At 64.6% G+C, this 24,677-nt stretch carries 24 protein-coding genes; 7 read left to right on the top strand and 17 right to left on the bottom strand.

What is annotated here, in order from left to right:
* Positions 1 to 49 precede the first annotated feature (49 nt).
* From mutM to AC5WEY_RS12750, 10 genes are all read right to left on the bottom strand, one after another.
* Entirely contained in the window at positions 50 to 916 is an 867-nt protein-coding gene (gene mutM, locus AC5WEY_RS12795; protein WP_495646145.1) for a bifunctional DNA-formamidopyrimidine glycosylase/DNA-(apurinic or apyrimidinic site) lyase, read from the bottom strand.
* Positions 916 to 1,698, bottom strand: coding sequence for a ribonuclease III (rnc, locus tag AC5WEY_RS12790; RefSeq protein ID WP_057477594.1), 783 nt, complete (start codon positions 1,696 to 1,698; stop codon positions 916 to 918). Before rnc ends, mutM begins: the two co-directional genes overlap by 1 nt.
* A gap of 26 nt (positions 1,699 to 1,724) precedes the next feature.
* On the bottom strand, positions 1,725 to 1,907 hold the full coding sequence (gene rpmF / locus AC5WEY_RS12785) for a 50S ribosomal protein L32 (RefSeq protein ID WP_032397784.1): 183 nt from the start codon (positions 1,905 to 1,907) through the stop codon (positions 1,725 to 1,727).
* Positions 1,908 to 2,516 carry a YceD family protein gene (locus AC5WEY_RS12780; RefSeq protein ID WP_495646144.1) on the bottom strand — a complete coding sequence of 203 codons (609 nt, stop codon included), beginning with the start codon at positions 2,514 to 2,516 and terminating at the stop codon, positions 1,908 to 1,910. It abuts the gene before it with no gap.
* A gap of 90 nt (positions 2,517 to 2,606) precedes the next feature.
* Entirely contained in the window at positions 2,607 to 3,395 is a 789-nt protein-coding gene (locus tag AC5WEY_RS12775; RefSeq protein WP_495646143.1) for a DivIVA domain-containing protein, read from the bottom strand.
* A 135-nt stretch (positions 3,396 to 3,530) separates the two neighbouring features.
* Positions 3,531 to 4,019, bottom strand: coding sequence for a pantetheine-phosphate adenylyltransferase (gene coaD / locus AC5WEY_RS12770; protein ID WP_495646142.1), 489 nt, complete (start codon positions 4,017 to 4,019; stop codon positions 3,531 to 3,533).
* A 35-nt stretch (positions 4,020 to 4,054) separates the two neighbouring features.
* A complete protein-coding gene (gene rsmD / locus AC5WEY_RS12765; RefSeq protein ID WP_495646141.1) occupies positions 4,055 to 4,609 on the bottom strand; it encodes a 16S rRNA (guanine(966)-N(2))-methyltransferase RsmD in 555 nt (184 codons plus the stop codon).
* Positions 4,606 to 8,022 (bottom strand): pyruvate carboxylase, encoded by a 3,417-nt coding sequence (locus AC5WEY_RS12760; protein WP_495646140.1) that lies wholly within the window; start codon positions 8,020 to 8,022, stop codon positions 4,606 to 4,608. The genes rsmD and AC5WEY_RS12760 overlap by 4 nt, the downstream gene beginning before the upstream one ends.
* 111 nt (positions 8,023 to 8,133) lie before the next feature.
* Positions 8,134 to 10,398: an ATP-dependent DNA helicase RecG gene (gene recG / locus AC5WEY_RS12755; RefSeq protein WP_495646139.1), complete on the bottom strand. Its 2,265-nt coding sequence runs from the start codon at positions 10,396 to 10,398 to the stop codon at positions 8,134 to 8,136.
* Positions 10,399 to 10,410: 12 nt separating this feature from the next.
* Entirely contained in the window at positions 10,411 to 12,090 is a 1,680-nt protein-coding gene (locus AC5WEY_RS12750; protein ID WP_495646138.1) for a DAK2 domain-containing protein, read from the bottom strand.
* A 263-nt stretch (positions 12,091 to 12,353) separates the two neighbouring features.
* Here AC5WEY_RS12750 and rpmB point away from each other — a divergent pair, with 263 nt between their 5' ends.
* Both rpmB and AC5WEY_RS12740 read left to right on the top strand, forming a co-directional pair.
* Positions 12,354 to 12,545 carry a 50S ribosomal protein L28 gene (gene rpmB, locus AC5WEY_RS12745; protein ID WP_008717389.1) on the top strand — a complete coding sequence of 64 codons (192 nt, stop codon included), beginning with the start codon at positions 12,354 to 12,356 and terminating at the stop codon, positions 12,543 to 12,545.
* 88 nt (positions 12,546 to 12,633) lie between these two features.
* The gene (locus tag AC5WEY_RS12740) at positions 12,634 to 13,470 is read left to right on the top strand and encodes an enoyl-CoA hydratase-related protein (protein ID WP_495646137.1); all 837 of its coding nucleotides are present in this window, start codon (positions 12,634 to 12,636) and stop codon (positions 13,468 to 13,470) included.
* Positions 13,471 to 13,507: 37 nt separating this feature from the next.
* Here AC5WEY_RS12740 and AC5WEY_RS12735 read toward each other — a convergent pair whose 3' ends face one another.
* The 3 genes from AC5WEY_RS12735 to AC5WEY_RS12725 are packed head-to-tail and all read right to left on the bottom strand — an operon-like array spanning position 13,508 to position 15,819.
* Positions 13,508 to 14,200, bottom strand: a complete 693-nt coding sequence (locus AC5WEY_RS12735; protein WP_495646136.1) for a uracil-DNA glycosylase — start codon at positions 14,198 to 14,200, stop codon at positions 13,508 to 13,510.
* Positions 14,197 to 14,721: a gamma carbonic anhydrase family protein gene (locus AC5WEY_RS12730; protein ID WP_057477587.1), complete on the bottom strand. Its 525-nt coding sequence runs from the start codon at positions 14,719 to 14,721 to the stop codon at positions 14,197 to 14,199. Before AC5WEY_RS12730 ends, AC5WEY_RS12735 begins: the two co-directional genes overlap by 4 nt.
* A 39-nt stretch (positions 14,722 to 14,760) precedes the next feature.
* Positions 14,761 to 15,819 (bottom strand): thiamine-phosphate kinase, encoded by a 1,059-nt coding sequence (locus AC5WEY_RS12725; protein ID WP_442970940.1) that lies wholly within the window; start codon positions 15,817 to 15,819, stop codon positions 14,761 to 14,763.
* 121 nt (positions 15,820 to 15,940) lie between these two features.
* Here AC5WEY_RS12725 and AC5WEY_RS12720 point away from each other — a divergent pair, with 121 nt between their 5' ends.
* Both AC5WEY_RS12720 and AC5WEY_RS12715 read left to right on the top strand, forming a co-directional pair.
* Positions 15,941 to 16,189: an Lrp/AsnC ligand binding domain-containing protein gene (locus tag AC5WEY_RS12720; RefSeq protein ID WP_057477770.1), complete on the top strand. Its 249-nt coding sequence runs from the start codon at positions 15,941 to 15,943 to the stop codon at positions 16,187 to 16,189.
* A gap of 3 nt (positions 16,190 to 16,192) precedes the next feature.
* Complete coding sequence (locus tag AC5WEY_RS12715) at positions 16,193 to 16,801, top strand: DUF3515 domain-containing protein (RefSeq protein WP_057477585.1); 609 nt, start codon at positions 16,193 to 16,195, stop codon at positions 16,799 to 16,801.
* Positions 16,802 to 16,810: 9 nt separating this feature from the next.
* On the opposite strand, the gene AC5WEY_RS12710 is transcribed toward AC5WEY_RS12715, so the two are convergent.
* Positions 16,811 to 17,917 (bottom strand): D-alanine--D-alanine ligase family protein, encoded by a 1,107-nt coding sequence (locus AC5WEY_RS12710; RefSeq protein WP_495646135.1) that lies wholly within the window; start codon positions 17,915 to 17,917, stop codon positions 16,811 to 16,813.
* A gap of 73 nt (positions 17,918 to 17,990) precedes the next feature.
* Positions 17,991 to 18,989 carry an NAD(P)H-dependent glycerol-3-phosphate dehydrogenase gene (locus tag AC5WEY_RS12705; RefSeq protein ID WP_057477584.1) on the bottom strand — a complete coding sequence of 333 codons (999 nt, stop codon included), beginning with the start codon at positions 18,987 to 18,989 and terminating at the stop codon, positions 17,991 to 17,993.
* 121 nt (positions 18,990 to 19,110) lie between these two features.
* Here AC5WEY_RS12705 and cofC point away from each other — a divergent pair, with 121 nt between their 5' ends.
* The 3 genes from cofC to AC5WEY_RS12690 all read left to right on the top strand — a co-directional run bounded on the left by cofC (position 19,111) and on the right by AC5WEY_RS12690 (position 23,094).
* Complete coding sequence (gene cofC, locus AC5WEY_RS12700) at positions 19,111 to 19,881, top strand: 2-phospho-L-lactate guanylyltransferase (protein WP_082520976.1); 771 nt, start codon at positions 19,111 to 19,113, stop codon at positions 19,879 to 19,881.
* A 157-nt stretch (positions 19,882 to 20,038) separates the two neighbouring features.
* Positions 20,039 to 22,159, top strand: a complete 2,121-nt coding sequence (locus AC5WEY_RS12695; RefSeq protein ID WP_495646553.1) for an RNA degradosome polyphosphate kinase — start codon at positions 20,039 to 20,041, stop codon at positions 22,157 to 22,159.
* Positions 22,159 to 23,094: an NUDIX hydrolase gene (locus tag AC5WEY_RS12690; protein WP_495646134.1), complete on the top strand. Its 936-nt coding sequence runs from the start codon at positions 22,159 to 22,161 to the stop codon at positions 23,092 to 23,094. The genes AC5WEY_RS12695 and AC5WEY_RS12690 overlap by 1 nt, the downstream gene beginning before the upstream one ends.
* A 91-nt stretch (positions 23,095 to 23,185) precedes the next feature.
* On the opposite strand, the gene AC5WEY_RS12685 is transcribed toward AC5WEY_RS12690, so the two are convergent.
* Both AC5WEY_RS12685 and leuD read right to left on the bottom strand, forming a co-directional pair.
* Positions 23,186 to 23,872, bottom strand: coding sequence for an HU family DNA-binding protein (locus AC5WEY_RS12685; RefSeq protein ID WP_032377009.1), 687 nt, complete (start codon positions 23,870 to 23,872; stop codon positions 23,186 to 23,188).
* 150 nt (positions 23,873 to 24,022) lie between these two features.
* Positions 24,023 to 24,640, bottom strand: a complete 618-nt coding sequence (leuD, locus tag AC5WEY_RS12680) for a 3-isopropylmalate dehydratase small subunit (RefSeq protein ID WP_057477581.1) — start codon at positions 24,638 to 24,640, stop codon at positions 24,023 to 24,025.
* Between the last annotated feature and the right edge of the window lie 37 nt (positions 24,641 to 24,677).

Here is a 24,677-nt window from a genome sequence, read left to right as displayed (position 1 = left end):
CGGAAATACTAGGCGGTGGTGCAGATCCTGCGGAATGGCCTGTTCGCTGTCAGTTCCGGATGTGTCGGGGTCGCGGCTGGCAGGTGGGGCAGCTGAAAGAGGAGCGATTCATGAACTTTTCACGCCTGATCGGTGCCCCGCAGCGGGAGCAGGGTAGACCTTCCTGTCCGTAGGCATCGAGCGACCTGTCGAAGTAGCCGGACTGTCCGTTGACGTTGACGTACAACGCATCGAACGAGGTACCACCCTGCGCCAGAGCCTCCCCCATCACCGCGTGCACGGCGGTCAGCAGTCGACGTAGAGCAGGCCGAGTCAATGTTTCTGCGATGCGGTTGCCGTGAATTTTGGCCCGCCACAGAGCCTCGTCCGCGTAGATGTTGCCCACTCCCGACAGCACGGTCTGATCGAGGAGAGCTCGCTTGATCTCGGTGTGCTTGCCGCGCAACACGTTCACCACGGATTCTGCATCGAACAGCGGGTCGATCGGGTCTCGCGCGATGTGCGCCACCGGTTCGGGTACCGGTGTGCCGTTCACCGTCACGATCGGGGCAAGAGCCCAGCCGCCGAATGTTCGCTGGTCGACGAACCGAAGATCGGTGCCGTCGTCGAGTCGTGCCCGAATCCGCAGATGCTTCTCGTCCGGCGCGGACGGTGGTTGCACCAGCATCTGTCCACTCATACCCAAGTGCACGACGGTGGCGAAGTCGCCGGGCTCCATCACCAGCCACAGGTACTTCCCACGGCGCCGGGCCGAGGAGATGCGCTGACCACGCAATTGACCGATCAGATCGAGACCACCGAGGTCGTGTCGACGCACGGCACGGGGGTGCAGTACCTCCACCGCGTCGATGGTCTTGCCCACCACATGCGATTCGAGACCGAGCCTGACGACTTCGACCTCGGGTAGTTCAGGCATCAGGAAGGGTCGGTCGAGGACGCGTCGACGACAGCAATGTCGTTGCCCGACAGCGTATTCCACGCCAAACTGGCGGCTTTCTGCTCGGCTTCCTTCTTCGAGCGGCCGACTCCGACGCCCCGGGGAAGTCCGCCGATCAACACGGTGGCAGTGAATTCTTTGTCGTGATCGGGTCCGGTGGACGCGATCTCGTACGCGGGAACGCCGAGGGCAAGTTCTGCAGTCAGTTCCTGCAGGCTCGTCTTCCAGTCCAGGCCTGCACCGAGCTTGGGGGCGCGGTCCAGGAGGCCGGCGAACAGCGTCAGAACGACGGTGCGGGCTACGTCGATGCCGTGCTGCAGGTGAATAGCACCCAGCATCGACTCCATGCCATCGGCCAGGATGCTCGGCTTGTCGCGTCCGCCGGTCTGCTCCTCGCCCTTGCCGAGCAGCAGATGCCGACCCAGACCGCCGTCACCGAGACCGCGCGCTACTTCCGCCAAGGCATGCATGTTCACCACACTCGCCCGAATTTTGGCCAGCTGGCCCTCGGACTTGGTGGGATGCACCGCATAGAGGTGCTCCGTCACCGCCAGTCCGAGCACCGAATCGCCCAGGAACTCGAGGCGCTCGTTGGTGGGAAGACCACCGTGCTCGTAGGCGAACGATCGATGCGTCAGAGCCAGAGTCAACAGCGGTTCCGACACAGAAACACCGATAGCGGCGAGGAGCGACTCTCGGTCGTCCCCGCCGCTGACGGCAGTAGAACTATTCTTCTGCGAATCGTTGTTGTGTCGATCCACTACTTCGTTGGTCACAGGAGCGGGAATCAGACCGCTGCGACGACCTGGCGGCCCTTGTAGGTACCGCACGAAGGGCACGCGATGTGGGGCAAGGTCTTCTCGCCGCAACCACGGTTGGGGCACGTCACGAGGGTGGGCGCAGTGGTTTTCCACTGTGCACGACGCGACCTCGTGTTGGAACGCGACATTTTGCGCTTCGGGACAGCCACTTACTTCTCCTCGGCTTCGTTGTTCACAAGTTCTGTGCTCGGTTCTGGATCCACGCCAAATTTGGCTGCAAGTCCAGCCCAGCGAGGATCAATTGTATCGTGACTGTGGCCGGATTCAGCAATCGCCAGGCGAACGCCGCATTCTGGGCACAATCCCTCGCACTCGTCACTGCAGACGGGGTGGAGTGGAAGCTCCAGACCGACCGCGTCGACGATGACGGGTTCGAGGTCTATCAGGTCGTCGACGATGCGGTGAATCTCGTCCGCATCCGTGGTCTCCTCGGTGATGCTGTTCGGGTAAGCGAACAGCTCGGTCAGGTAGACGTCGACGTTGCCGCTGACCGGATCGAGGCACCGCGTGCACTCGCCGGCAGTGGCAGCTCGTACGGAACCGGTGACGAGAACGCCCTCCGATACCGCCTGCAGTTGCAGGTCGAGCGAGACCGGGACTCCGGCTTCGATGGCGATTGCATCGAGGCCGATTCGGGAAGGAGCCGGAACCGTCCGCTCGATGGTCTTCGTCGACCCGGGTCGACGACCTAGGTTGAGGATGTCCAGAACGAATCCGTCGTCCAGTTCAGGACGGGTCGTTCTCTTGGGCGGGGGCACGGCTGTTCTTCCTTACTGTCGATATGCCTACCGTCGGTAAGCAACCCCACAACGATACGCATGCGTGCATACGAGGGCAAATCATCGCCCTCAGTGTCGGCTGCGACGGCCTTCCTGGCTTCCGTACGAGGGTTCGCCGTACGGCTCGCTGCCGTATTCCGGGACACCGGAACCGGTTCGAAGTTGCTGACGACCGCGGCCGACGGAACGAATGGTGCCGCTGAGGAACTCCTCGAACTCCGCGAGTTTGGTGTCGACGTAGACGTCGCACTCACTGCGCATTCGATCGGACTCCGCGTGAGCGCTGTCGATCACTCGCGCCGACTCGGCGTGCGCGGCCTGCACCACCTCGGTCTGAGACACCAACCGATTCTGTTCGGCGGTGCCGTCGGCAACCGATCGCTCGTACGACATCGCGCCGGACTCGATCATTCGGTCGGCTTCGGTGCGGGCTCGAACGGTCAGTTCCTCGTACTCACGCTGGCCCTCGAGTACCGTCCGCTCTGCTTCTGCTTCGGCATCGGCCACGAGTTGCTCGGCATGCGCCGACGCCTCGGACACCATGCGGTCTGCGTGCGCCTTGGCATCGGCGAGGATGCGATCGGCAGAATCCCGCGCGTTCTCGACGGTGTCCTGGGCTTCGGCGTTGGCGGTTCCGACCGTCTTCTCCGCCGTGGCCCGGGCATCGCCCACCAGCTTGTCGCGATGGTCCAGAACGTCCTGCGCGTCGTCGAGCTCGCCGGGGATGGCGTCACGAACATCGTCGAGCAGTTCCAGGACATCGCCGCGCGGAACGACGCATCCGGCGGTCATCGGAACGCCGCGCGCCTCCTCGACAATGGCGACGAGCTCGTCGAGCGCCTCGAATACGCGGTACACCGGTTACCCCAATCGTCGAATCTGCCACTGCACGTGCCGACCGCGGAGCGACCGAGACGCACAGTGCTGCGCTGCTCAGTCTGCCTGCCGATGTGCGTGTCTGCGCTATACCCGCCCGGTGTGTCGCTTCTGGAACTAGTCTGCTGCCCGCTCGGCGATGCGAGCGGTCAATCGGTCCTGAACGAAAGATGGGAGCATCCCGGTGACGTCCCCTCCGAAGGTCGCGACTTCCTTGATCAGCGAACTGGACAGAAAGCTGTGCGCGGGATTCGCCGGCAGGAACAGCGTGTCCACCCCGGTGAGGGTGCGATTCATCTGCGCCATCTGCAACTCGTAGTCGAAATCGACCGAGCTGCGCAGACCTTTCACTATCGCCGAAAAGCCTTCTTGCCGTGCGTAATCGACCAGTAGACCGTACCAGGATCCGATCCTGACGTTGGGCAGATGCTCCGTCGCGACCTTGAGCATCTCGATTCGCTCGTCGACGGTGAACATGCCCTTCTTGCTCTTGTTCACCATGACGGTGACCACGACCTCGTCGAAGGCGGCCGCCGCTCGTTCGAAGATGTCCAGATGACCGTTGGTCACCGGGTCGAAGGATCCAGGACACAGTGCGCCAGTCATGCCGCGAACTTATCAGCCGAGCCCGGATTCGATCGCTACGAGCGCGCTGCGATCTCGATTCGACTCTCGCCGTACTTCTTCGACTTCTCCGCTACCAGACCCACCGGCCACTCGGTCTCGGGCGACCGCGAGGATCGCTCGAGTACGACCACGGCATCGGATGCCAGCCATCCCCCGGTGACGAGCCTGTCCAGCAGACCCGTCACCGCGCTGTCGGTGACCGCATACGGCGGGTCGGCGAGCACCAGGTCGTATTCCGCGTCCGGTGACCCCGCCAATACCGAGGCCACCGGTGCGCACTTGACCGACGCTCCGGGCAGCCCGACCGAATCGATGTTCCGGCGCACCACCGCTGCCGCTCGCGCATCGGACTCGACCAACACTGCCGACGATGCACCACGCGAGAGCGCTTCGAGCCCGAGCGCCCCCGAGCCGGCGAACAGATCGAGAACCGCTGCACCGTCGAGGTCCATCCGGCTCTCCAGCGAGCTGAACAGAGCCTCACGCACCCGCTCGGAAGTCGGGCGGGTGCCTTGGCCCGGGACCGCGAGCCGTCGGCCCCCTGCCACACCCGCCACGATCCGCGTCATTCGCTCCCGGCCTCTTCGCCCGTCGACCCCCCACCGACGACGACGAGCAGATCGCCACCTTCGACCTGCTGAACGCCCGAGATCGCCAACCGGGTCACCGTGCCACCGCGAGGAGCGGTGATCGCCGCCTCCATCTTCATCGCCTCGATGGTGGCGATGGTGTCACCGGCCGAAATCTTCTGCCCCTCTTCGACGGACAGAGTCACGACGCCGGCGAACGGCGCCGGGATGTGACCGGAGTTCGAGCGGTCCGCCTTCTCGACCGTCGGCACCTCGCTCGAGATGGACCGATCGCGCACCGACACCGGTCGCAGCTGACCGTTGAGAATGCACATGACGGTGCGCATGCCGCGCTCGTCGGGATCGGAGATGGCTTCGAGCCCGATGAGCAGTTCGACTCCCTTCTCCAAGGTGACGCGATGTTCTTCGCCTTGACGCAGCCCGTAGAAGAACTGGTTGGCCGACAACCGGGTCGTATCGCCGTACTTCTCGCGATGTGCCTCGAGTTCCGCCGTCGGCCCGGGAAAGAGCAGGCGGTTGAGAGTCGTACGGCGTTGCGCCGACGTGCCGTCGAGATTCTTCTCGTCCTCGTCGGTCAGGGGCGTCACCGGCTTGCCCGCACCTCGGCCTTCGAGAGCCTTGGTGCGCAACGGCTCGGGCCAGCCACCTGCAGGAGTTCCCAGATCGCCACGAAGGAATCCGATCACCGAATCGGGGATGTCGTATCGACTCGGATCTTCGGCGAACTCTTCGGCCGAAGCTCCCGCACCGACCAGAGCCAAGGCCAGATCACCGACGACCTTCGAGCTCGGCGTCACCTTGGTCAAACGGCCCAACATCCGGTCTGCTGCTGCGTAATTGGCCTCGACGGTCTCGAAACGATCACCGAGTCCGAGCGAAATGGCCTGCTGCCGCAAATTGGAGAGTTGCCCGCCTGGGATCTCGTGGGTGTAGACGCGCCCGGTCGGTGCCGGCAGTCCGGACTCGAAGGGCGCGTACACCTTTCGCACGGCCTCCCAGTAGGGCTCGAGATCGCAGACGGCCTGCAGATCCAGCCTGGTGTCCCGATCGGTGTGGGCCGCCGCCGCGACGATCGCCGACAACGCGGGCTGACTGGTGGTTCCGGCCATCGCTGCGCTGGCACCGTCGACGGCATCGGCACCGGCCTCCCACGCGGCCAAGTACGTGGCCAACTGACCACCGGGTGTGTCGTGCGTGTGCACATGCACGGGCAGATCGAAATTCGACCGTAGCGCCGTCACCAACGTCTTGGCTGCGGGCGCGCGCAGCAGTCCAGCCATGTCCTTGATGGCGAGTACGTGCGCTCCCGCCTCCACGATCTGCTCGGCCAACTTCAAGTAGTAGTCGAGCGTGTACAGGTCTTCGTTCGGGTTGGACAGGTCCCCGGTGTAGCTCAGCGCCACTTCGGCCAGCGCAGTTCCGGTTTCGCGCACCGCATCGATTGCGGGCCGCATCTGATCGACATTGTTGAGAGCGTCGAAGATGCGGAAGATGTCGATTCCGGTGTCGGTGGCCTCGGCGACGAAACTGCGCGTCACCTTCTCCGGGTACGGCGTGTAGCCGACGGTGTTCCTGCCACGCAGCAGCATCTGAATTGCAATGTTGGGGACGGCTTCTCGCAGACTTGCAAGTCGTTCCCACGGATCCTCGTGCAGGAACCGCAGCGCCACATCGTATGTCGCTCCGCCCCACGCCTCGATGGAGAGCAACTGCGGCGTCGTACGCGCCACGTACGGGGCCACGCCGAGCAAACCACTCGTGCGCACCCGGGTGGCCAACAAGGATTGATGCGCGTCACGGAAGGTGGTGTCGGTGACGCCGAGTGCCTTCTGGTTGCGCAGATCTCGAGCAAAACCCTCGGGCCCGAGGGCGAGCAACCGCTGACGCGAGCCGTCGGGAATCGGCGCGGAGAAGTCGACCGCAGGGAGTTTGTCGTGTGGGTACACCGGGGACGGACGCTCACCATGCGGCTTGTTGACCGTCACGTCGGCCAGGTAAGTGAGAATCTTGGTGCCACGGTCACCCGAGGAGCGCGAGGTCAGCAGTTCCGGCCGTTCCTCGATGAACGAGGTGGTGACCCGGCCTGCGGTGAAGTCGGGGTCGACCAGAACCGCTTGCAGGAACGGGATGTTCGTCGCGACGCCGCGAATCCTGAACTCTGCCACTGCACGTCGAGCCCGTGCCACGGCGGTGTCGAAATCACGGCCACGGCACGTGAGCTTGACGAGCATGGAATCGAAGTACGCGCCGACCTCCGCACCCAGCGTGGTCCCGCCGTCGAGGCGAACCCCGGCACCGCCGGGAGTGCGGTAGGCGGTGATGCGGCCGACGTCGGGGCGAAAGCCGTTCGCTGGATCCTCGGTGGTGATACGGCACTGCAACGCCGCACCGCGCAACACGATGTTCTCCTGCTGCAGACCGAGGTCTGCGAGCGTCTCCCCCGAGGCGATCCGCAACTGCGACTGCACCAGGTCCACATCGGTCACCTCTTCGGTGACGGTGTGCTCCACCTGAATTCGCGGATTCATCTCGATGAAGACGTGATTGCCGCGAGTATCGAGCAGAAACTCTACGGTACCGGCGCAGGAGTAGTTGATCTGCTTGGCGAAGGCAACGGCGTCTGCGCAGATCCTCTCCCGTAGTTCCGGAGGCAGGTTCGGTGCCGGTGCCAATTCGATGACCTTCTGGTGCCGACGCTGCACGCTGCAGTCACGCTCGAACAGGTGCACCACATTGCCCTGGCCGTCGGCAAGTATCTGGACCTCGATGTGCCGCGGATCGATCACGGCTTGCTCGAGGAACACCGTCGCATCTCCGAAAGCCGACTCCGCCTCGCGCGCAGCCGCTTCGATGGATTCACGTAACTGCTCCGGTTCGGCCACGCGGCGCATCCCTCGGCCACCGCCACCCGCCACTGCCTTGACGAACAGGGGGAACGTCATCGACTCCGACGCCGCAACGAGCTCGTCGATGTCGGACGAGGGTTCCGACGACGCCAGAACCGGAAGTCCTGCGGCCTTCGCTGCCGCGATGGCGCGTGCCTTGTTGCCGGTCAGTTCGAGTACATCGGCGGAAGGACCGACGAAGGTGATGCCGGCCTCGGCACATGCTGCGGCCAGATCCGGGTTCTCGGAGAGGAATCCGTACCCGGGATACACCGCATCGGCACCGCTCCGCTGGGCAGCGGCGACGATCTCGTCGACCGAGAGGTACGCCCGTACCGGATGACCCTTCTCCCCGATCTGATATGCCTCGTCGGCTTTCGTCCGGTGCACCGAGTTTCGGTCCTCGAACGGGAACACCGCAACGGTGGAGGCACCGAGTTCGTAGGAAGCACGGAAGGCACGGATGGCGATCTCGCCGCGGTTGGCAACCAAAACTTTGGAGAACATTGGCTCAACTTACCCGGCAGCATGGGCCTCCGAGGCGTACTGATCTCACCATCCGGGACGAATTCTTCGATTATGTCGACTGAAACGGTGCAGTGGAGGTTTCGAGGTGGGTCAGGACTTCTGGAGGTAGTCGACCCGGTCGGATCGCCAAGCCGACCGCATCATCGACGCGATGCCAGGATCGTTGGCCAACGACGGGTCTCGTGCGAACAACGTCCGCGCGCAGTCCTGCGCGTCGGCGATGATGTCCTCGTCGTCGATGAACGACAGCAGCCGAAGTCCGCTGACCGTGCCGGACTGTGCGGCCCCGAGTACATCGCCCTCTCGCCGGGTGGCGAGGTCCAACTTTGCCAGCTCGAAGCCGTCGTTGGTCGCGGCCACCGCCTCGAGCCGAGCAAACGAACCGCCCATGGGGCTGAGGTAGCTGATCATGATGCACAGACCCTGGTGCCCGCCTCGACCGATGCGACCACGCAACTGGTGCAGCTGACTGACTCCGAAGCGGTCGGCATCCATGATCACCATGACCGTCGCATTGGGAACGTCGACACCCACTTCGACCACCGTCGTACACACGAGGACGTCGATCTCGCCGGCGTTGAATTCGGACATGGTTATGTCCTTGTCGTCACCGGAGAGCCGCCCGTGCAGCAACCCGACCCGGAGATCGTGCATGGGGCCGGCCCGGAGGGTGTCGTACATGTCCACCGCGGCCGTGGTCTCGGGACCGTCGTCGGACTTCGAGGCCGTCTTCTTCTTTCCCGTCTCGGCGTCGTCGCCGTCGCCGATCCTCGAGCAGACCACGTATGCCTGACGTCCAGCAGCGACTTCCTCACGGATGCGTTGCCACGCTCGATCCACCCACGTGGGCTTGGCTCTGGCAGGTACTACGTTGCTGATGATCGGTGACCGGCCGCGCGGAAGCTCCGTCAGTACCGACGTTTCGAGGTCGCCGAGCGTCGACATCGCGATGGTGCGCGGAATCGGTGTTGCCGTCATCACGAGCAAGTGCGGACTGGTGTTGCCGCGAGCCTTGGCCCGCAACGCATCTCGCTGTTCGACGCCGAATCGGTGTTGTTCGTCCACGACGACCATCGCGAGATCGAGAAATTCCACACGATCCTCGATGAGGGCGTGCGTACCGATCACGATCCCGGCGTCTCCGGTCACGGCGTCGAGCAGTGCGGACCGCTTGGCCGCAGTGGACATCGAACCGGTCAGCAGAGCGACCTTGGTCGCGAGCTCGTGCGATCCGAGCTCACCACCGGCGGCAAGACTGCCGAGCATCGACCTGATCGACCGCGCATGCTGAGAGGCGAGCACCTCGGTGGGTGCCAGCAGCGCACACTGATGACCGGCATCGATCACCTGCAGCATCGCCCGCAACGCGACGATGGTCTTGCCCGAGCCGACCTCGCCCTGCAGCAGCCTCGACATCGGCTGTGGTGCCGACAGATCGTTGGCGATCTCGGCTGCGACGTCGCGCTGACCTGCCGTCAATTCGAATGGCAGCCGGCGATCGAACTCGACGGCGATGCCGTCGGTGATCGGCGGGCATCGCGCGGCCACGCGGGTGGATGCGTCTCGCCGACGGTCCGCGAGGACGAGCTGTACGGCGAGAGCCTCGTCGAACTTGAGCCGCTCGCGGGCGGAGTCCTTGTCCTGCGCAGTGTCGGGGAAATGCACCGACCGCAGTGCGGTGTCGATGTCGACGAGTCCACGTTCTCGTCGCACCGCTTCGGGCAGCGGATCGGTCACGTCGTCGAGTTGGTCGAGAACCTGCCGGACGCACCGCATGAACGTCCAACTCTCGACGTCCTTGGTGGCCGCATAGATGGGAACGAACGCCCGATCGAACACCGACATGTCGACGGACCCCGAGGAGTCGACCGCACCGCGGGCCAGACCGGCCAGAGTTCCACCCCCGACGATGCGACCCGCGGGCACGACGGCTCCGTCGTTGTCGTCTCCGCCCAGGATGACGTAGCTGGGGTGGGTGAGATTCCACCGTTTGCCGAAGTACTTCACCTTGCCGGAGAACATTCCCCGCCGACCCGGTACAACCACGTGTTTGAGCTTGTGCGGGCTGAAGAAGGTGGCCTCGATCCGCTGGCCGTCGGCGGCAAGCGTGACTGCGAGGAATTGGCCGTTGCGGTTCTTCATCGAGCGCAGCGTCGCCGACTCGACCGTGGCGACGATGGTGATGTGCTCGCCCTCGGGGGGCTCGCTCTCGCCGAGCTCGGAACCGTGCGTCATGTAGCGATGTGGGTAGTGCCGCAACAGATCCTCGACGGTATGAATACCGAAGGTGTCTGCGAGCGGGGTCGCCGCCGCTGCTCCGAGTACGTCATCGAGCCGATCCACCAGCGTTGCCATATCCGAAATTCCCTATTCCACTCCGAGTTGCACGAGATCTCCGGGCTGCCCACCTGCGTAGACCACCACGTCGACCCCTGGATGCGCACCCGCGACGTACTCGGCCAACCGAGCACCGAAGTCCTCCGAAGCCCGATCCCCGACGAGCACCGTCACCATCTCTCCGCCGGTGGCCAGAAGCTGATCGATGAGCCGGCACCCCGCGTCGAGCGGATGCGCGGCGACGATCACCACCTCCTGCCCTGCCAGACCGATGCTGTCGCCCGGCTCGCACATACCGACCCAGGTGAGCGACCGTTCCTGCGCGATGCGTAGTGAACCCCACCTGGTTCCCGCGGCCGCCTCGGACATCGTGAACGCATCGTCGACCGCAGCCCTCGCGGCATCGTGCACCGCGAGCGCAGCCAATCCCTGAACCATCGCCGAGCAGGGCAGCATCATCACGTCCTTGCCGTCGGCTCGGGCTGCGGCACCGACGGCAACCAGTTCCTGTGCGGACAACGCCCCGTTCGGTATCACCAGGACCTCGCGATGCTTGGCTGCGACGATCGCCCGCAGCAGGACCGAGGAGTCGATCGGCTCGTCGCACCGCACCACCGTCGCGCCTTCCTGAACGTAGAGATCCGCGGCACCGTCACCGGCCACCAGCGCCAAAATATCTCGTCCGACCGACAGTGCAGGTCCGCGGCGTGCATCGACGCCGACCTCAGCACCAGACTCGGCAAATCCGAAGCACGAGATGCGCACCCCGCGAACGCTTCCGGTGCCGATGCCGCATTCGACGGCAGCACCGGGATCCGCAGTGTGGACGTGCGCAGACCAGGCCCCTGATCCGTCACCGGCCACCACTACCGAGTCGCCGAGATCGGACAGCCCCGCGCGGAGTTCGGTCGCCTGCGCGTCGTCGATTCCGTGGACGACGTAGACCACCTCGTACCCCAACGGCCGGCCGTGTGTGGACACCATCGTCGGCCCGGCTGTTCCGGCACAGTCGGTGGACGCGCTCGACCCGTCGCCCACCGGTATTCGTTCACGATCTCGCGGGCGGCGGTAACGCCTGCGCGGCGGGATTCGGCCGGTCACCACTTCGACCAGCGCATCGAAAACGACCGACAGCCCGAGCGCTCCAGCATCCACGACCCCGGCCTCGCGAAGTTCGACGAGTTGGTCGGTCGTGCTGTCGAGCGCGCGAGCAGTGGCCTCGGCAATGTCGATCACCAGCGTCGAGAGGCCGACATTGGCGTCGTGCGCCGCGGCATCGCGGTCGGCCGCAGCGAGCACGGTGAGCATCGTGCCCTCGACGGGAACACTGACCGCATCCGAGACCAGCACCTGCGCGCGTCGCAGCATCGCCTGGATCGAGACGGTGTCCAACGGGCCGTCGGCTGCGGCTTCGGCAACCGCGCGCAGCAATTGGGAGACGATCACCCCCGAGTTACCACGGGCACCCGCTACCGCGCCGACGGCCAGTGCACGCCCGACAGCGCGGGTGTCCGCGGCCGGTCCAGCCTCTCGCATCGACTCCACCGCAGCCCGGAAGGTGAACATCAGGTTGGTCCCGGTGTCCGAGTCGGGGATCGGAAACACATTGAGCGCATTGATCTCGTCGCACCGAGCAGTGAGCGAGTCGACGCACCGGTAGGCCCACCGTCGCAGGGCCGCGGCGTCGATCGAATCGAGAACGTCGACCACGTCGAGCAGCCTCCCCCACGTTGCATCGCTACCCTGTCCGTACTCCGGTCGCGGACAGTGCCCGAAGCTTAGTCGGGCAGGAACGTCGGTGAGCCCACAGCAGCGTCTGCGGTGGCAGTTTGGTGTTTGCGTGCTGCGCCGCTATTCTTGCAGGGTTGCCTCGAGGCGATCTTCACGCATTGCAATCCTTGCATCTGCTCGTAGTTCGTTTCGATGTCTTCGACCACATGTATCGATCAACATCTATCAAGGAGTTCGCGACTATGGCTGCCGTCTGCGACGTATGCGCCAAGGGGCCCGGCTTCGGTAAGTCGGTCTCGCACTCGCACCGACGGACCAACCGTCGTTGGAACCCGAATATCCAGACCGTTCACGCTCAGGTTGCGCCTGGTAACTCCAAGCGCATGAACGTGTGCACCTCCTGCTTGAAGGCAGGCAAGGTGGTCCGGGGCTGATTCGAGCCTCGCTCTTCGTTTTCCTCCACGGCCTCGACTGCGTGCGAGATCTGTGCCCCGCCCCCGTATTCGGAGGCGGGGCACAGTCATGTGCGCGACTGATAGTCGGACGTCCTATAGGGTTCCCTGGGTGAGCACTACGGATACCGACATTTCAAGCAAGGTCAGCATCGAAGACGGCGTGCTGCGCATCGTCGTCGCCACCGAGGCCGGCGGTGCCTCGCTCGATCTCCAGGGCATCGAGGAGGGCACGTCGACCCTCCGCTCCGTCAACGCCGGCTCGACTGCGATCGGAAGCGTCCTGCTGATCGGTCGTGGGCCCAATTTCTGCGCCGGTGGCAACGTGCGCGATTTCGCCGGTGCGGCCGATCGCAGCGCCTTCGTCGGTTCCGTCGCAGACGCATTTCATGCGTTCGTTCGTGAACTCGACGCCGTGACCGTGCCGATCGTCGCCGGGGTACACGGATGGGCGGCAGGGGCGGGCATGAGCCTGGTGTGTCTGACGGATATCGCCATCGGCGGACCGTCCACCAAGCTCCGACCCGCGTATCCCTCGATCGGCTTCACTCCGGACGGGGGAATGTCCTGGACACTCCCCCGCATCGTCGGTTCGGGCCGCGCGATGGACATCTTGCTGAACGACTCGATCATCAACGGAGAGGAGGCAGTCCGTCTCGGGATTCTCAGCCGACTGGTGGGTGACGACATCGTCGACAACGAGGCCGAGCGCCTCGCACGTACCCTTGCCGTCGGGCCGACGTCGGCATACCGGGGCATCAAATCACTACTGCAGGCCTCCGAATCCTCAAGTCTGGCACAGCAGTTGGATGCAGAAGCCGCGTCGATCTCGGCGGCGGCATCGTCACCGGCCGGACGAGAAGGCGTCGACGCGTTCGTGGAGAAGCGTCGTCCGGATTTCTCCTGATCCGATCACGGCAGCGTCCGATCAGGGCAGCGTCCGATCAGGGCAATGTCCAGTCGATCGGTTCGTCCCCGCCTTCGACCAACAACTCGTTCACACGGCTGAAAGGCTTGGATCCGAAGAACCCTCGCGACGCGGACAGGGGTGAAGGATGCGCAGATTCGATGTAGGGAACAGATCCGAGCATCGGCTTCAGAGTCGCCGCGTCGCGTCCCCACAGGATTGCGACCAGACCCGGCGCGTCGGAATTCTCGGCTCGGGCGACGAGAGCCCGAATCGCCTGTTCCGTGACCGCTTCCCACCCCTTCTTTCGGTGCGATGCGGCCTGCCCTGGTTCGACGGTGAGCACTCGGTTGAGCAACATCACGCCACGGTCCGACCAGGGTGTGAGATCACCATTGCTCGGCGTGGGTAACCCCAGGTCGTCGGAGTACTCCTTGAAGATGTTACTCAAACTGCGCGGCACGGGCTTCACTTCCGGTGCAACGGAAAAGCTCAGTCCCACTGCATGTCCCGGTGTCGGATACGGATCCTGACCGACGATAAGGACCCGCACTCGGTCGAACGGGTAGCTAAATGCGCGCAGAACGTTCTCACCCGCAGGCAGGTAGTGCCGACCGGCGGCAAGCTCTCGGCGTAGAAAGTCGCCCATCGCAGCAACATTCGACTCGACAGGAGCAAGGGCGTCCGCCCACCCCGATTCGACGCTCTCGGCGAGCGGCCGGGGCGTCATCGGTCGATCCGGCGCAGCGCGTCGCGGTAGTACGCGGCGTTGGCCGAGTACATCTGCACGTTGATGTCGACGTGTCCCTCGGGGACCTGGTAGCCCTCCCGGATCTTCGCGGGAACGCCCAGCGCCATGGAACGTTCGGGGACGACGAACTTGAACGGCACCACCGCTCCTGCGCCGACGATCGAGCCTGCTCCGATCTTGGACCCGTTCAACACCACCGAGCCCGAGGCGATGAGGCAGTTGTCTCCGATGGTCGCGCCCTCGACGTGTGCGTTGTGCCCGAGCACGCATCCGGATCCGATCACCGTCGCGTCGATCGGTGTGCAGTGCACCACGGTGCCGTCCTGCACGTTGGTCCCCGCACCGATGGAGATGGTGCCGTAATCGGCCCGCAGAACAGCGGTGGGCCACACCGAGGATCCGGCCGCCAGGGTCACCGCCCCGATGACGACCGCGTCCGGGTGGACGTAGGCGTCGGGATGAATGTCGGGTTCACGATCACCGAGTGCGTAGATAGCCATCTCAGCAACTTAGCCGACTCCATCGGACGTCGGCCGCGTTCACTCCCCCTCGAAGCTCGTCCACCCCGATCTACCCGAATGGACGCGGCCGTCGACGGTCACTCGACTCGCTCGGTCGTCACCGAGGTGCTCGACACGCCCGATCACCGTCCAATCCGCCGGCACGGCGCTGTGATCGCCGAATGTGCCGACCAGAGCATGATCTTCACCGCCGGTGAGTACCCAATCCAGCGGGTCGACTCCCAGTGCGGTTGCTGCCGAACGCAATTCGGAGGGAACATCCAACCGACCGGAATCGACATCCATTCCGACGTCCGAAGCATCGGCTATGTGCCCCAGGTCGGACAGCAATCCATCGGAGACGTCGGTGAGCGACGTCGCACCGGCCTCGGCCGCCCCCACCCCGGAGAGGTAGGGCGGCACGGGAACCCGGTGTGCATCGAGCACGGCGTCGTGGCCCGTTCTGTCCGTGTCCGCACGCAGTAGAGCCAATCCGGCTGCCGACCAGCCGAGCCGCCCCGCGTAGGCGATCAGGTCACCGACACGCGCGCCCGATCGCAACACCGGCGCCCTGCCCTGTAGATCACCGAATGCGGTGACCGATATCACCAGCTCCGGTGACTGAACCACATCACCACCCACGATCGCCGATCCCGCGGCCACCGCCTCGAGCCACATGCCCTCGTTGAGACCGTCGGTCACCCGCACCGGCGTGTCGGCCGGACATCCGAGAGAGACGAGAAAGCCCGAGCACCGGGCACCCATCGCGGCGATGTCCGCGCCGTTCTGCGCGATCGCCTTGCGGCCGATCTGCACAGGAGTGGACCAGTCCAGCCGAAAATGCCTGCCGTGCACCAACATATCGGTCGATGCCGCAATTCTTCCGTCGGGCGCGGCGACGACGGCGGCGTCGTCACCGGGCCCGACGATCGTCGACGGAGGTTGCACGCGGTCTGCGACGGCGCGAGAGATGATCTCGAATTCGCCGAGCTGCGCGACGGTCCGTTCGTCGTCCATGTCCGACTCGGTGCCGGGGTCGTCGATGATGATCCTCCTCGAGAACGCGGTGGGTGCGCGACGGACTCGCGCGGAGCGCATGGCCCGCCTGCGGTACCTTTCAGAGGCGGCCGGGACAGCACCGACGCTGCAGGTTGTGTGCACTGAGAACGTAGTCGACCCAATTTACAGTCGAGAAGTCCGGCAGCGAAAGGGAACACCGATGGTGCAAGCATTCGTCCTCGTTCAGACCGAGGTGGGCCGGGCGAGGGCCGTCGCGCAGCAGATCGAGGCCGTCGACGGAGTGGTCTCCGCCGAGGCTGTCGTCGGGCCCTACGACGTCATCGTGCGCGCCGACGGTGCATCCGACGCCGAGGTCGCCGAGATCGTCTCCCGCATCCAGAAGGTGGACGCCATCACTCGTACTCTCACCTGTCCCGTCGCACCACAGCCGACCTCGGCGGTCGGATAGCCAGTGAACTCGACCGACGCCGGCAACGACGCCCACGACGCCAAGAACGACAAGAACGACACCGACGGCACTCGCGAACAACGACACCCCGCCGTGATCGCGACCGCGATCGCGTTGCCGGTTGCGCTGGTGGTCGGAGTTCTGGTCGCCGCTATCGCGGTGAACCGTTCGCCGGTCCAGGATCCGGTCGCGTTGGGCCCGGTCGACTCCCCCGACGCCACGAGTGCGCAATGCACGTCGTTACTCGACGCCCTGCCCGCGGATCTGGGCGACTACACCGCAGCCGAGTTGGCCGACCCTGCGCCGGCCGGGGTTCGCGCGTGGGTCTCGGCCGAGGAGAACGCCGAGCCGGTCGTGTTGCGCTGCGGGCTACCCCGTCCGATCGGTTTCGATGTGGCCGCACCGCTGCAGGTGATAAACGGTGTCCAATGGTTCGAGGTATCCGGGGAAGACGACGGAATCGATGCCAGCACATGGTTCGTCGTCGATCGCGGTGTCTACATCGCCCTGACGATTCCGGGCGATTCCGGTCCGACACCGTTGCAGGATGCATCGACGGCGGTGTCGAATGCACTACCCCAGCAAGCACTCGATCCGGCTCCCTTGCAATAGCGGAAGGAGCTAACGCAAGCCCGTGCCGCGGGCGAGTGCGGTGTCGATCAGAGTGGTGATCAGCGTCGGATAATCGACACCGGATTCCGCCCACATCTTGGGGTACATCGAGATGGAGGTGAATCCGGGCATCGTGTTGATCTCGTTGATGACGGGCCCGTCTTCGGTGACGAAGAAGTCCACACGCGCCAGTCCCTGACAGTCCAGCGCCCGAAAAGCGGCAACGGCGAGTTCGCGAATGCGGTCGCTGGTCGCATCGTCGAGTGCAGCCGGGATATCGAATTCGCTCACGTCGTCGAGATATTTGGTGTCGAAATCATAGAAAGCGTGGTCGTCGACATCCGCGTCCGGGATACGGATCTCGGCAACAGCGCTCGCGCGCACCGTGCCGTCCGGGAATTCGAGGACCCCGCACTCGACCTCACGGCCGTGGATCATTCCTTCGACGATCACTTTGGGGTCGTGTTCACGCGCGACGGCTATCGCGGCGTCCAGTTGATCCCACTCGGTGATACGGGAGATACCGATCGACGATCCGCCTCTGGCCGGTTTCACGAACGCGGGCAACCCTATTCGGTCTCGCTCGCCAGCGGTGATGTCGTCGACGCCACGGCGAAGTACCACCTGGCGACCGATCGGAAGCCCCTCTGCACCGAGCAACTTCTTGGTGAATTCCTTGTCCATACCGGCCGCGCTGGCCAACACCCCTGGCCCCACGTACGGGACGCCCGCCAGCTCGAGCAGGCCCTGCAGTGTTCCGTCCTCACCGTACGGCCCGTGCAGTACCGGGAACACCACGTCGACAGAGGTGAAAATCGTCGCTCCCTCTCCCTCACCGAGGGCGATGAGCGCCCCGGCGTGGCCGGGGTCGGTACTGAGGGTCAGTGCGGCACCTGCCTTGTCCACGGTCGGCAGTACGCGGTCGTGAATCGCCAGTGCACCGGGATCGGCGGAGCCGAGCACCCAGGCACCGTCCGGAGTGATGCCCACGGGGACCACCTCGTACGTGGACGGATCGAGATTCTGCAGCACGCTGCCTGCCGATACACAGGACACCGCGTGCTCGCTGCTGCGGCCACCGAAGACGACGGCGACTTTGATGCGGGGAGTACTCACGATGAGAAACCGTACCGTCGCTGCCTGCTCGGCGCGGATTCGCCCTGTCGGTGACGAGGCCGCGAACACTGCCTCACTCGGGCTTGATACGTCGTCCCAACAGGTGACCGACCGCGTCCGGAACGGACATGCCGCCGTGACACACCCGGTGCACCGCATCGGTCAACGGCATCTCCACGTCGTAGCTTTCGGCGAGTGCGCGCACCGAGGTGCAGGACTTCACACCTTCGGCAACCTGTCCGTGCGCTGCTTCCTGCGCGCTTTCGAGGGAGCCACCGGAACCGAGGCGCTCACCGAAGGTGCGGTTGCGTGAGAGAGGCGAAGAACACGTGGCGACGAGGTCGCCCACCCCGGCCAGACCGGACAATGTCGACGGCGTGGCACCGAGTGCTACGCCGAGACGGATGATCTCGGCCAGCCCCCTGGTCATGATCGACGCGAGGGTGTTCTCGCCGTATCCGACGCCACTGGCCATCCCACACGCGAGAGCGATGACGTTCTTGCAGGCTCCACCGATCTCGGCACCGATGACATCCGAGTTCGTGTACGGCCGGAAGTAACCGGTGGCACAGGACTTCTGGATCTCGAGGGCGCGCTGGGAGTCCGAGCAGGCGATGACGGTCGCGGCGGGCTGTCCCTCGGCGATCGGACGCGCAAGGTTGGGCCCGGACAGACACGCCACCCGACTCGGATCTGCTCCGGTGACCTGAGCGATCACCTGGCTCATGCGCATGAGCGTGCCGGTCTCGATTCCCTTGGCCAAGGACAGCAGCGTCGCGTGCGGCGGGATCGAGCCGGTCCACTCCCCCAGGTTCGCCCGCAGACTCTGCGACGGCACAGCCAACACCACGATGTCGGCTCCGTCGAGAGCCTGAGCGGGATCGCTGGTTGCGCGAATCGACGAGGGTAGTTCGATACCCGGGAGGTAGTCCTTGTTCTCGTGGTCGTCGGTGATCGACGCCGCGAGCTCTTCACGGCGGGCCCACATCGTGACGTCGGTCCCGGCATCGGCCAATACTTTGGCGAACGCGGTTCCCCACGAACCCGAACCCATCACCGCTGCTCTGCTCATGCCGCCAACCCCTCACCTGCGTGCCGATGCCCTTGTGCTTCGCGCGCATCACCCTAACGCGCACACCGGCTCGGGCGGTCGGAGTCGGCACAGATCCGCGACGCTGGCAGGATCGAGCACCATGGGTGCAACACGATCCGACGACGGCGACCGAGTGGCCGCATCGTCCGACCCTGCCCGCCGCGCCGTCGCAGTCCTCATCGCGGTGAAGGATCTCGCGACGGCGAAGTCGCGGTTGTCGGCGGACTTCTCGGGTCCCGAGCGAACACGGTTGGTGCTCGCGATGCTCAGCGACACCGTGGCCGCCGCAGCCGCCGTTTCGGTGGTGGGCTCGGTGACGGTGGTCACCCCCGATCCCCTCGTAGCAGAGACCGCCCGCAGAATCGGCGCGCGAGTGTTCGACGAACCGCTCGGCGATCCCGCACTGCCACCGGACGCACGCCTCAATCACGCCTTCGAATCCGCAGCGGCCGTGTTGCGGCGCGACGAGGTCGTCGGTCACGGACGCGGGTACGACGACGCCTCCCGCGTCGACATCATCGCGCTGCAAGCCGATCTACCGTCCATGCGACCATCCGAACTCGCTCAGGCATACGCTCTTGCGCGCCGCGGAGGCCGAGCACTGGTGGTCGATCATCACGGCACCGGTACCGCCGCGCTGATCCTCAAGGACTCCCCCGGTGAGCTCGCACCTCTGTTCGGGGTGGACTCCGCCCGACGCCACGCCGAGTCCGGCGCCCAGAAACTCGACGGCATCTGGCCGGGACTACGGCTCGACGTCGACACAGCGATGGACGTCCGCAGTGCACACCGGCTCGGGGTCGGACCGGCAACGGCTGCCGTCCTGCGTTCGCTCGGATGGAGTGACGACGCAGCGGCGACAACTGCGTGACCGAGTTTCGCCCTTCGGTGTTTCACGCACGTCGGGTATGAGGGATGATCGTCCGGTGAGCACAGACGACACGCAGCCGGCCAACGAAGATCCGTCGACGGAGAACGAGTCGGGTACCGATTCGGAGGCGGTATGGAGCGCTCCGATCGCAGCCACGATGCCGAGTATCCCCTCCGCGCTACCGGCCGCCACACCGCAGTCGGTCGACATCGCCACTGTGCTTCCCGAAAATCGCTATCTGAATCGGGAATTGAGTTGGCTCGACTTCAATTCACGTGTTCTCGCTCTGGCAGAGGACTCGTCGCTCCCTCTCTTGGAACGGGCGAAATTTCTCGCGATCTACGCGTCGAACCTCGACGAGTTCTACATGGTTCGAGTGGCCGGTCTCAAACGTCGCGACGAAACCGGTCTATCCGTTCGATCGGCCGACGGTATGACTCCGCGCGAGCAGCTCGCGGTGATCGGCGAACGCACCCAGGAGCTGGCGCTCAAACATGCGCGAGTGCTGCTGGATTCGATCCTGCCGGAGCTCACCGCCGAGGGCATCGCGATCATCCGGTGGTCGGATCTGGACAGCGACGAACGCGTCCGACTCTCGGAGTACTTCACCGAACAGGTCTTTCCAGTACTCACGCCACTGGCCGTCGACCCCGCGCACCCGTTCCCTTACATCAGTGGCCTGAGTCTCAATCTCGCTGTGACGGTGAAGGATTACTCCACAACGGGTGAGCATTTCGCGCGCGTGAAGGTTCCCGACAACGTCGATCGCTTCGTGCGGGTCAAGCGCGGCGAAGGCTCGCACCGCATCGACGCCTTTCTGTCGATGGAGGAGTTGATCTCGGCGCACCTCGACGTACTCTTCCCCGGCATGCAGGTCGTCGAGTCGCACGCCTTCCGCATCACGCGCAACGCAGATTTCGAGGTCGAGGAAGACCGGGACGAGGATCTGCTGCAGGCGCTCGAGCGCGAGCTGGCCCGCAGGCGTTTCGGCTCACCGGTTCGTCTCGAGATCGCCGACGACATGACCGAGCACATGCTCGAATTGCTGCTCCGTGAACTCGATGTCGATCCCGGTGACGTCATCCAGGTACCCGGACTGCTCGACCTGTCGTGCCTGTGGCAGGTCTACAGCGTCGACCGTCCCAATCTGAAGGACGCACCCTTCGTTCCGGCGACCCACGCTGCGTTCGGCGAGCGCGAGACCCCCAAGAGTGTCTTCTCGACGCTGCGCGACGGCGATGTCCTGGTGCATCATCCGTACAATTCGTTCTCCACCAGCGTTCAACGCTTCATCGAGCAAGCGGCGGCCGACCCGCAGGTGCTCGCCATCAAGCAGACGCTGTATCGCACGTCGGGAGATTCCCCGATCGTCAATGCGCTCGTCGATGCAGCAGGTGCCGGCAAACAGGTGGTTGCACTGGTCGAAATCAAGGCACGTTTCGACGAGCAGGCCAACATCGAGTGGGCGCGCAAACTGGAAAAGGCAGGCGTACACGTGGTGTACGGCCTCGTCGGCCTCAAGACGCACTGCAAGACCTGTCTCGTGGTACGCCGCGAAGGGTCGGTGATTCGCCGGTACTGCCACATCGGAACCGGCAACTACAACCCCAAGACGGCACGCATCTACGAGGATGTCGGTCTGTTCACGTCGTCCCCGGAAATCGGTGCCGACCTCACCGACCTGTTCAACTCGCTCACCGGTTACTCACGAAAGTCCAAGTACCGCAACCTTCTCGTGGCACCGTACGGAGTGCGCCGCGGCATCGTCGAGCGCATCGAGGCCGAGGTCGAACACCTCAAGGCGGGGCGTGCGGCGGGGATTCGCCTCAAGGCGAACGCGTTGGTCGACGAGCAGGTCATCGATGCGCTGTACCGCGCGTCCATCGCGGGCGTTCCGGTCAAGGTGGTGGTGCGCGGTATCTGCGCGCTCAAGCCGGGCGTTCCGGGACTGTCGGAGAACATCGAGGTTCGCTCCATCCTGGGCAGATTCCTCGAACACTCGCGAGTTCTGCATTTCCAGGGTGCCGACGAGTTCTGGATCGGCAGCGCGGACATGATGCACCGCAACCTCGATCGCCGAGTCGAGGTAATGGCTCAGGTCAAGGATTCGCGACTGGCGAACCAGCTCGGTGATATCTTCGATTCCGCCCTCGACCCCACCACTCGCTGCTGGGAGTTGGGACCGGACGGCGGTTGGGTCGCCTCGCCGGCGCAGGGTGAGACAGTCCGTGAGCATCAGGTGGAGTTGATGCGTAGCCGGAGGAATCAGGCGTCCTGATGGGAACGTCCGATGGCTCCCCTCGTGCCAACATCTTTGCGGCCGGCTCCGTTCTGTGGCGACGATCACCGCACAGCGACGGTGCCGTCGAGATCGCGTTGGTCCACAGGCCGAAGTACGACGACTGGTCGTTCCCCAAGGGAAAGCTCGATCCCGGTGAGACCGCTGTCGACGCGGCAGTCCGAGAAGTCAAGGAGGAGACCGGATTCGACTCGCGGCTGGGGCGGTCGCTGTCCTACGTCACGTACCCGATCCCCGGCCACCGCCGGATGAAGAAGGTCCTCTACTGGGCGGCGGAGGCAACCGGTGGCGAGTTCGTCCCCAACGCGGAGGTGGACGAGGTGCGCTGGATAGCACCCGCGGATATCGGTCGCGAACTCTCGTATCCCATGGACCACAAGATTCTTCGCCGGTTCGTGGCCAAACCTGCCGACACCTCGACGGTCCTGTTGGTCCGTCACGGCAGCGCCGGTTCGCGTTCGCGGTACAAGGGCAACGACGTCGATCGCCCGCTCGACAAGACCGGACGACGACAGTCCGAGTCACTGGTCTCGTTGCTTCGAGCATTCGGGGCCGACGCGGTGTATTCGGCCGACCGTGCCCGGTGCGTTCAGACGGTGGCTCCGTTCGCAGAATCGTTGGGAACGGAGATCACCCCGGAGCACCTGCTGTCCGAGGAGGGATACGCCGATGACCCGCGCAAGGGGCGCCATCGCGCTCGCGACATTGCCGACCTGCCCGGCACGCCCGTGGTGTGCAGCCAGGGCAAGGTGATCCCCGACCTCATGCGCTGGTGGGCCGAGAAAGACGGAATTACGTTGCCGGCCAACAGGAATCGCAAAGGCAGCGTCTGGGTGCTCTCTCGCCACGACGGCAGACTCGTTGCAGCCGACCACATCGCCAGCCCCCTGCCCACCCTCGTCACCGGCGTCTGAGGGACGCACCCGAACGACAGCTGAGCCCCCGACTCGAATGTCGAGTCGGGGGCTCAGCTGTCGTTCGTTCGAGATGTGAAGCCTTCAGGCTCTACTTCTTCGCTGCGCGCTTTGCGGGGGCCTTCTTGGCCGGAGCCTTCTTTGCCGGGGCCTTCTTGGCTACGGTCTTCTTGGCTGCCGTCTTGGCCGGAGCCTTCTTGGCGGGCGCAGCCGTCGTTGCGGCCTTGCGAGCAGTTGTCTTGGCCGGAGCCTTCTTTGCAACTGTCTTACGCGCCGTGGTCTTCGCGGGAGCTGCCTTCTTGGCTGCAGTCTTCGCGGGAGCTGCCTTCTTGGCTGCAGTCTTGGCCGGTGCCGCCTTCTTGGCTGCAGCGGTGGTTGCCTTGCGGGCAGTCGTCTTCACGGCTGCCTTCTTGGCAGCAGTCTTCTTCGCAGCCGCAGTCTTCTTGGCCGGAGCAGCTGCCGAACCACGCTTGACGGCGGGCCCGGTGGCAGGCAACTTCTGTCCGCCCGCGATGACTGCCTTGAACTGTGCACCCGGACGGAATGCCGGAACGTTGGTCGGCTTGACGCGAACGGTCTCGCCGGTGCGGGGGTTGCGCGCAACACGGGCTGCGCGACGACGCTGCTCGAACACGCCGAAGCCTGTGATCGTGACACTTTCGCCGCGGTGCACTGCACGCACGATGGTGTCGACGATGTTCTCGACAGCCTCTGTGGCGCTCCGCCTGTCAGACCCCAACTTCTCGGTCAGGGCGTCGATCAGCTCTGCCTTGTTCATGGAATTTCCTCCGCTATATGGTGGCCCATCGTCGGACCGACTACTACAACGGTAAACCCCAAGTCGTCAAGAGTCTATGCGCCACGCCAATTTTCATTTCGGCGTCGCGGAATGATTCAGGGCCGCATAGCGTGTCGGACCCCCACCCGGTCAGCTTTCGGTCGGGGTCTCGATCCGCGCTGGAAGGGTCAGGGGTTTGTATGAAGGCCTTGACTTTTCATACTCCGTAATGGCCTCTACCTGGCGTAATGTCAATCCGATGTCGTCCAGACCCTCCAGCAGACGCCACCGGGTGTAGTCGTCAATCGCGAAGCGCACCACCAAAGTTCCAGCCGTCACGGTCTTGTCGACGAGGTCGACAATTAGTTCGAGACCGGGCTGTTCTTCTAAGGCTTTCCACAGCAATTCGACGTCCGACTGCTCCACTTCGGCCGCCAGCAGCCCGGCTTTGCCCGAGTTTCCACGGAAGATGTCGGCGAACCGGGACGCGATCACAACCCGGAAACCGAAGTCCGACAGCGCCCAGACGGCATGTTCGCGTGACGATCCCGTACCGAAATCGGGTCCGGCCACGAGTACCGAGCCACGGTTGTACGGCTCCAGGTTCAGGATGAAGTTCGGGTCCGAGCGCCATGCGGCGAACAACCCGTCTTCGAATCCGGTGCGCGTCACCCGCTTGAGATAGACCGCGGGGATTATCTGATCGGTGTCGACATTGGAGCGCCGGAGCGGAACTCCGATACCGGTGTGCCGGGTGAAAGCTTCCATCGAATGTTCTCCTAATGGGTTCGATCGATCCGAGCGG

It is taken from the genome of Rhodococcoides sp. S146-33 (assembly GCF_059489205.1).
The sequence above is the reverse complement of the archived record's forward strand: the minus strand, read 5'-3'. Positions and strand labels throughout refer to the sequence as shown.

Coding starts and splice junctions, on each gene's coding strand:
- mutM (WP_495646145.1), bottom strand. CDS start 916: ATGCCTGAACTACCCGAGGTCGAAGTCGTCAGGCTCGGTCTCGAATCG.
- AC5WEY_RS12760 (WP_495646140.1), bottom strand. CDS start 8,022: ATGTTCTCCAAAGTTTTGGTTGCCAACCGCGGCGAGATCGCCATCCGT.
- AC5WEY_RS12725 (WP_442970940.1), bottom strand. CDS start 15,819: ATGCGCTCCGCGCGAGTCCGTCGCGCACCCACCGCGTTCTCGAGGAGG.
- AC5WEY_RS12685 (WP_032377009.1), bottom strand. CDS start 23,872: ATGAACAAGGCAGAGCTGATCGACGCCCTGACCGAGAAGTTGGGGTCT.
- AC5WEY_RS12695 (WP_495646553.1), top strand. CDS start 20,039: ATGCCGAGTATCCCCTCCGCGCTACCGGCCGCCACACCGCAGTCGGTC.
- recG (WP_495646139.1), bottom strand. CDS start 10,398: ATGGCAACGCTGGTGGATCGGCTCGATGACGTACTCGGAGCAGCGGCG.
- leuD (WP_057477581.1), bottom strand. CDS start 24,640: ATGGAAGCTTTCACCCGGCACACCGGTATCGGAGTTCCGCTCCGGCGC.
- AC5WEY_RS12740 (WP_495646137.1), top strand. CDS start 12,634: ATGTGCGCGACTGATAGTCGGACGTCCTATAGGGTTCCCTGGGTGAGC.
- AC5WEY_RS12690 (WP_495646134.1), top strand. CDS start 22,159: ATGGGAACGTCCGATGGCTCCCCTCGTGCCAACATCTTTGCGGCCGGC.
- AC5WEY_RS12720 (WP_057477770.1), top strand. CDS start 15,941: ATGGTGCAAGCATTCGTCCTCGTTCAGACCGAGGTGGGCCGGGCGAGG.
- AC5WEY_RS12705 (WP_057477584.1), bottom strand. CDS start 18,989: ATGAGCAGAGCAGCGGTGATGGGTTCGGGTTCGTGGGGAACCGCGTTC.
- AC5WEY_RS12730 (WP_057477587.1), bottom strand. CDS start 14,721: ATGGCTATCTACGCACTCGGTGATCGTGAACCCGACATTCATCCCGAC.
- rpmB (WP_008717389.1), top strand. CDS start 12,354: ATGGCTGCCGTCTGCGACGTATGCGCCAAGGGGCCCGGCTTCGGTAAG.
- coaD (WP_495646142.1), bottom strand. CDS start 4,019: ATGACTGGCGCACTGTGTCCTGGATCCTTCGACCCGGTGACCAACGGT.
- rsmD (WP_495646141.1), bottom strand. CDS start 4,609: ATGACGCGGATCGTGGCGGGTGTGGCAGGGGGCCGACGGCTCGCGGTC.
- AC5WEY_RS12735 (WP_495646136.1), bottom strand. CDS start 14,200: ATGACGCCCCGGCCGCTCGCCGAGAGCGTCGAATCGGGGTGGGCGGAC.
- cofC (WP_082520976.1), top strand. CDS start 19,111: ATGGGTGCAACACGATCCGACGACGGCGACCGAGTGGCCGCATCGTCC.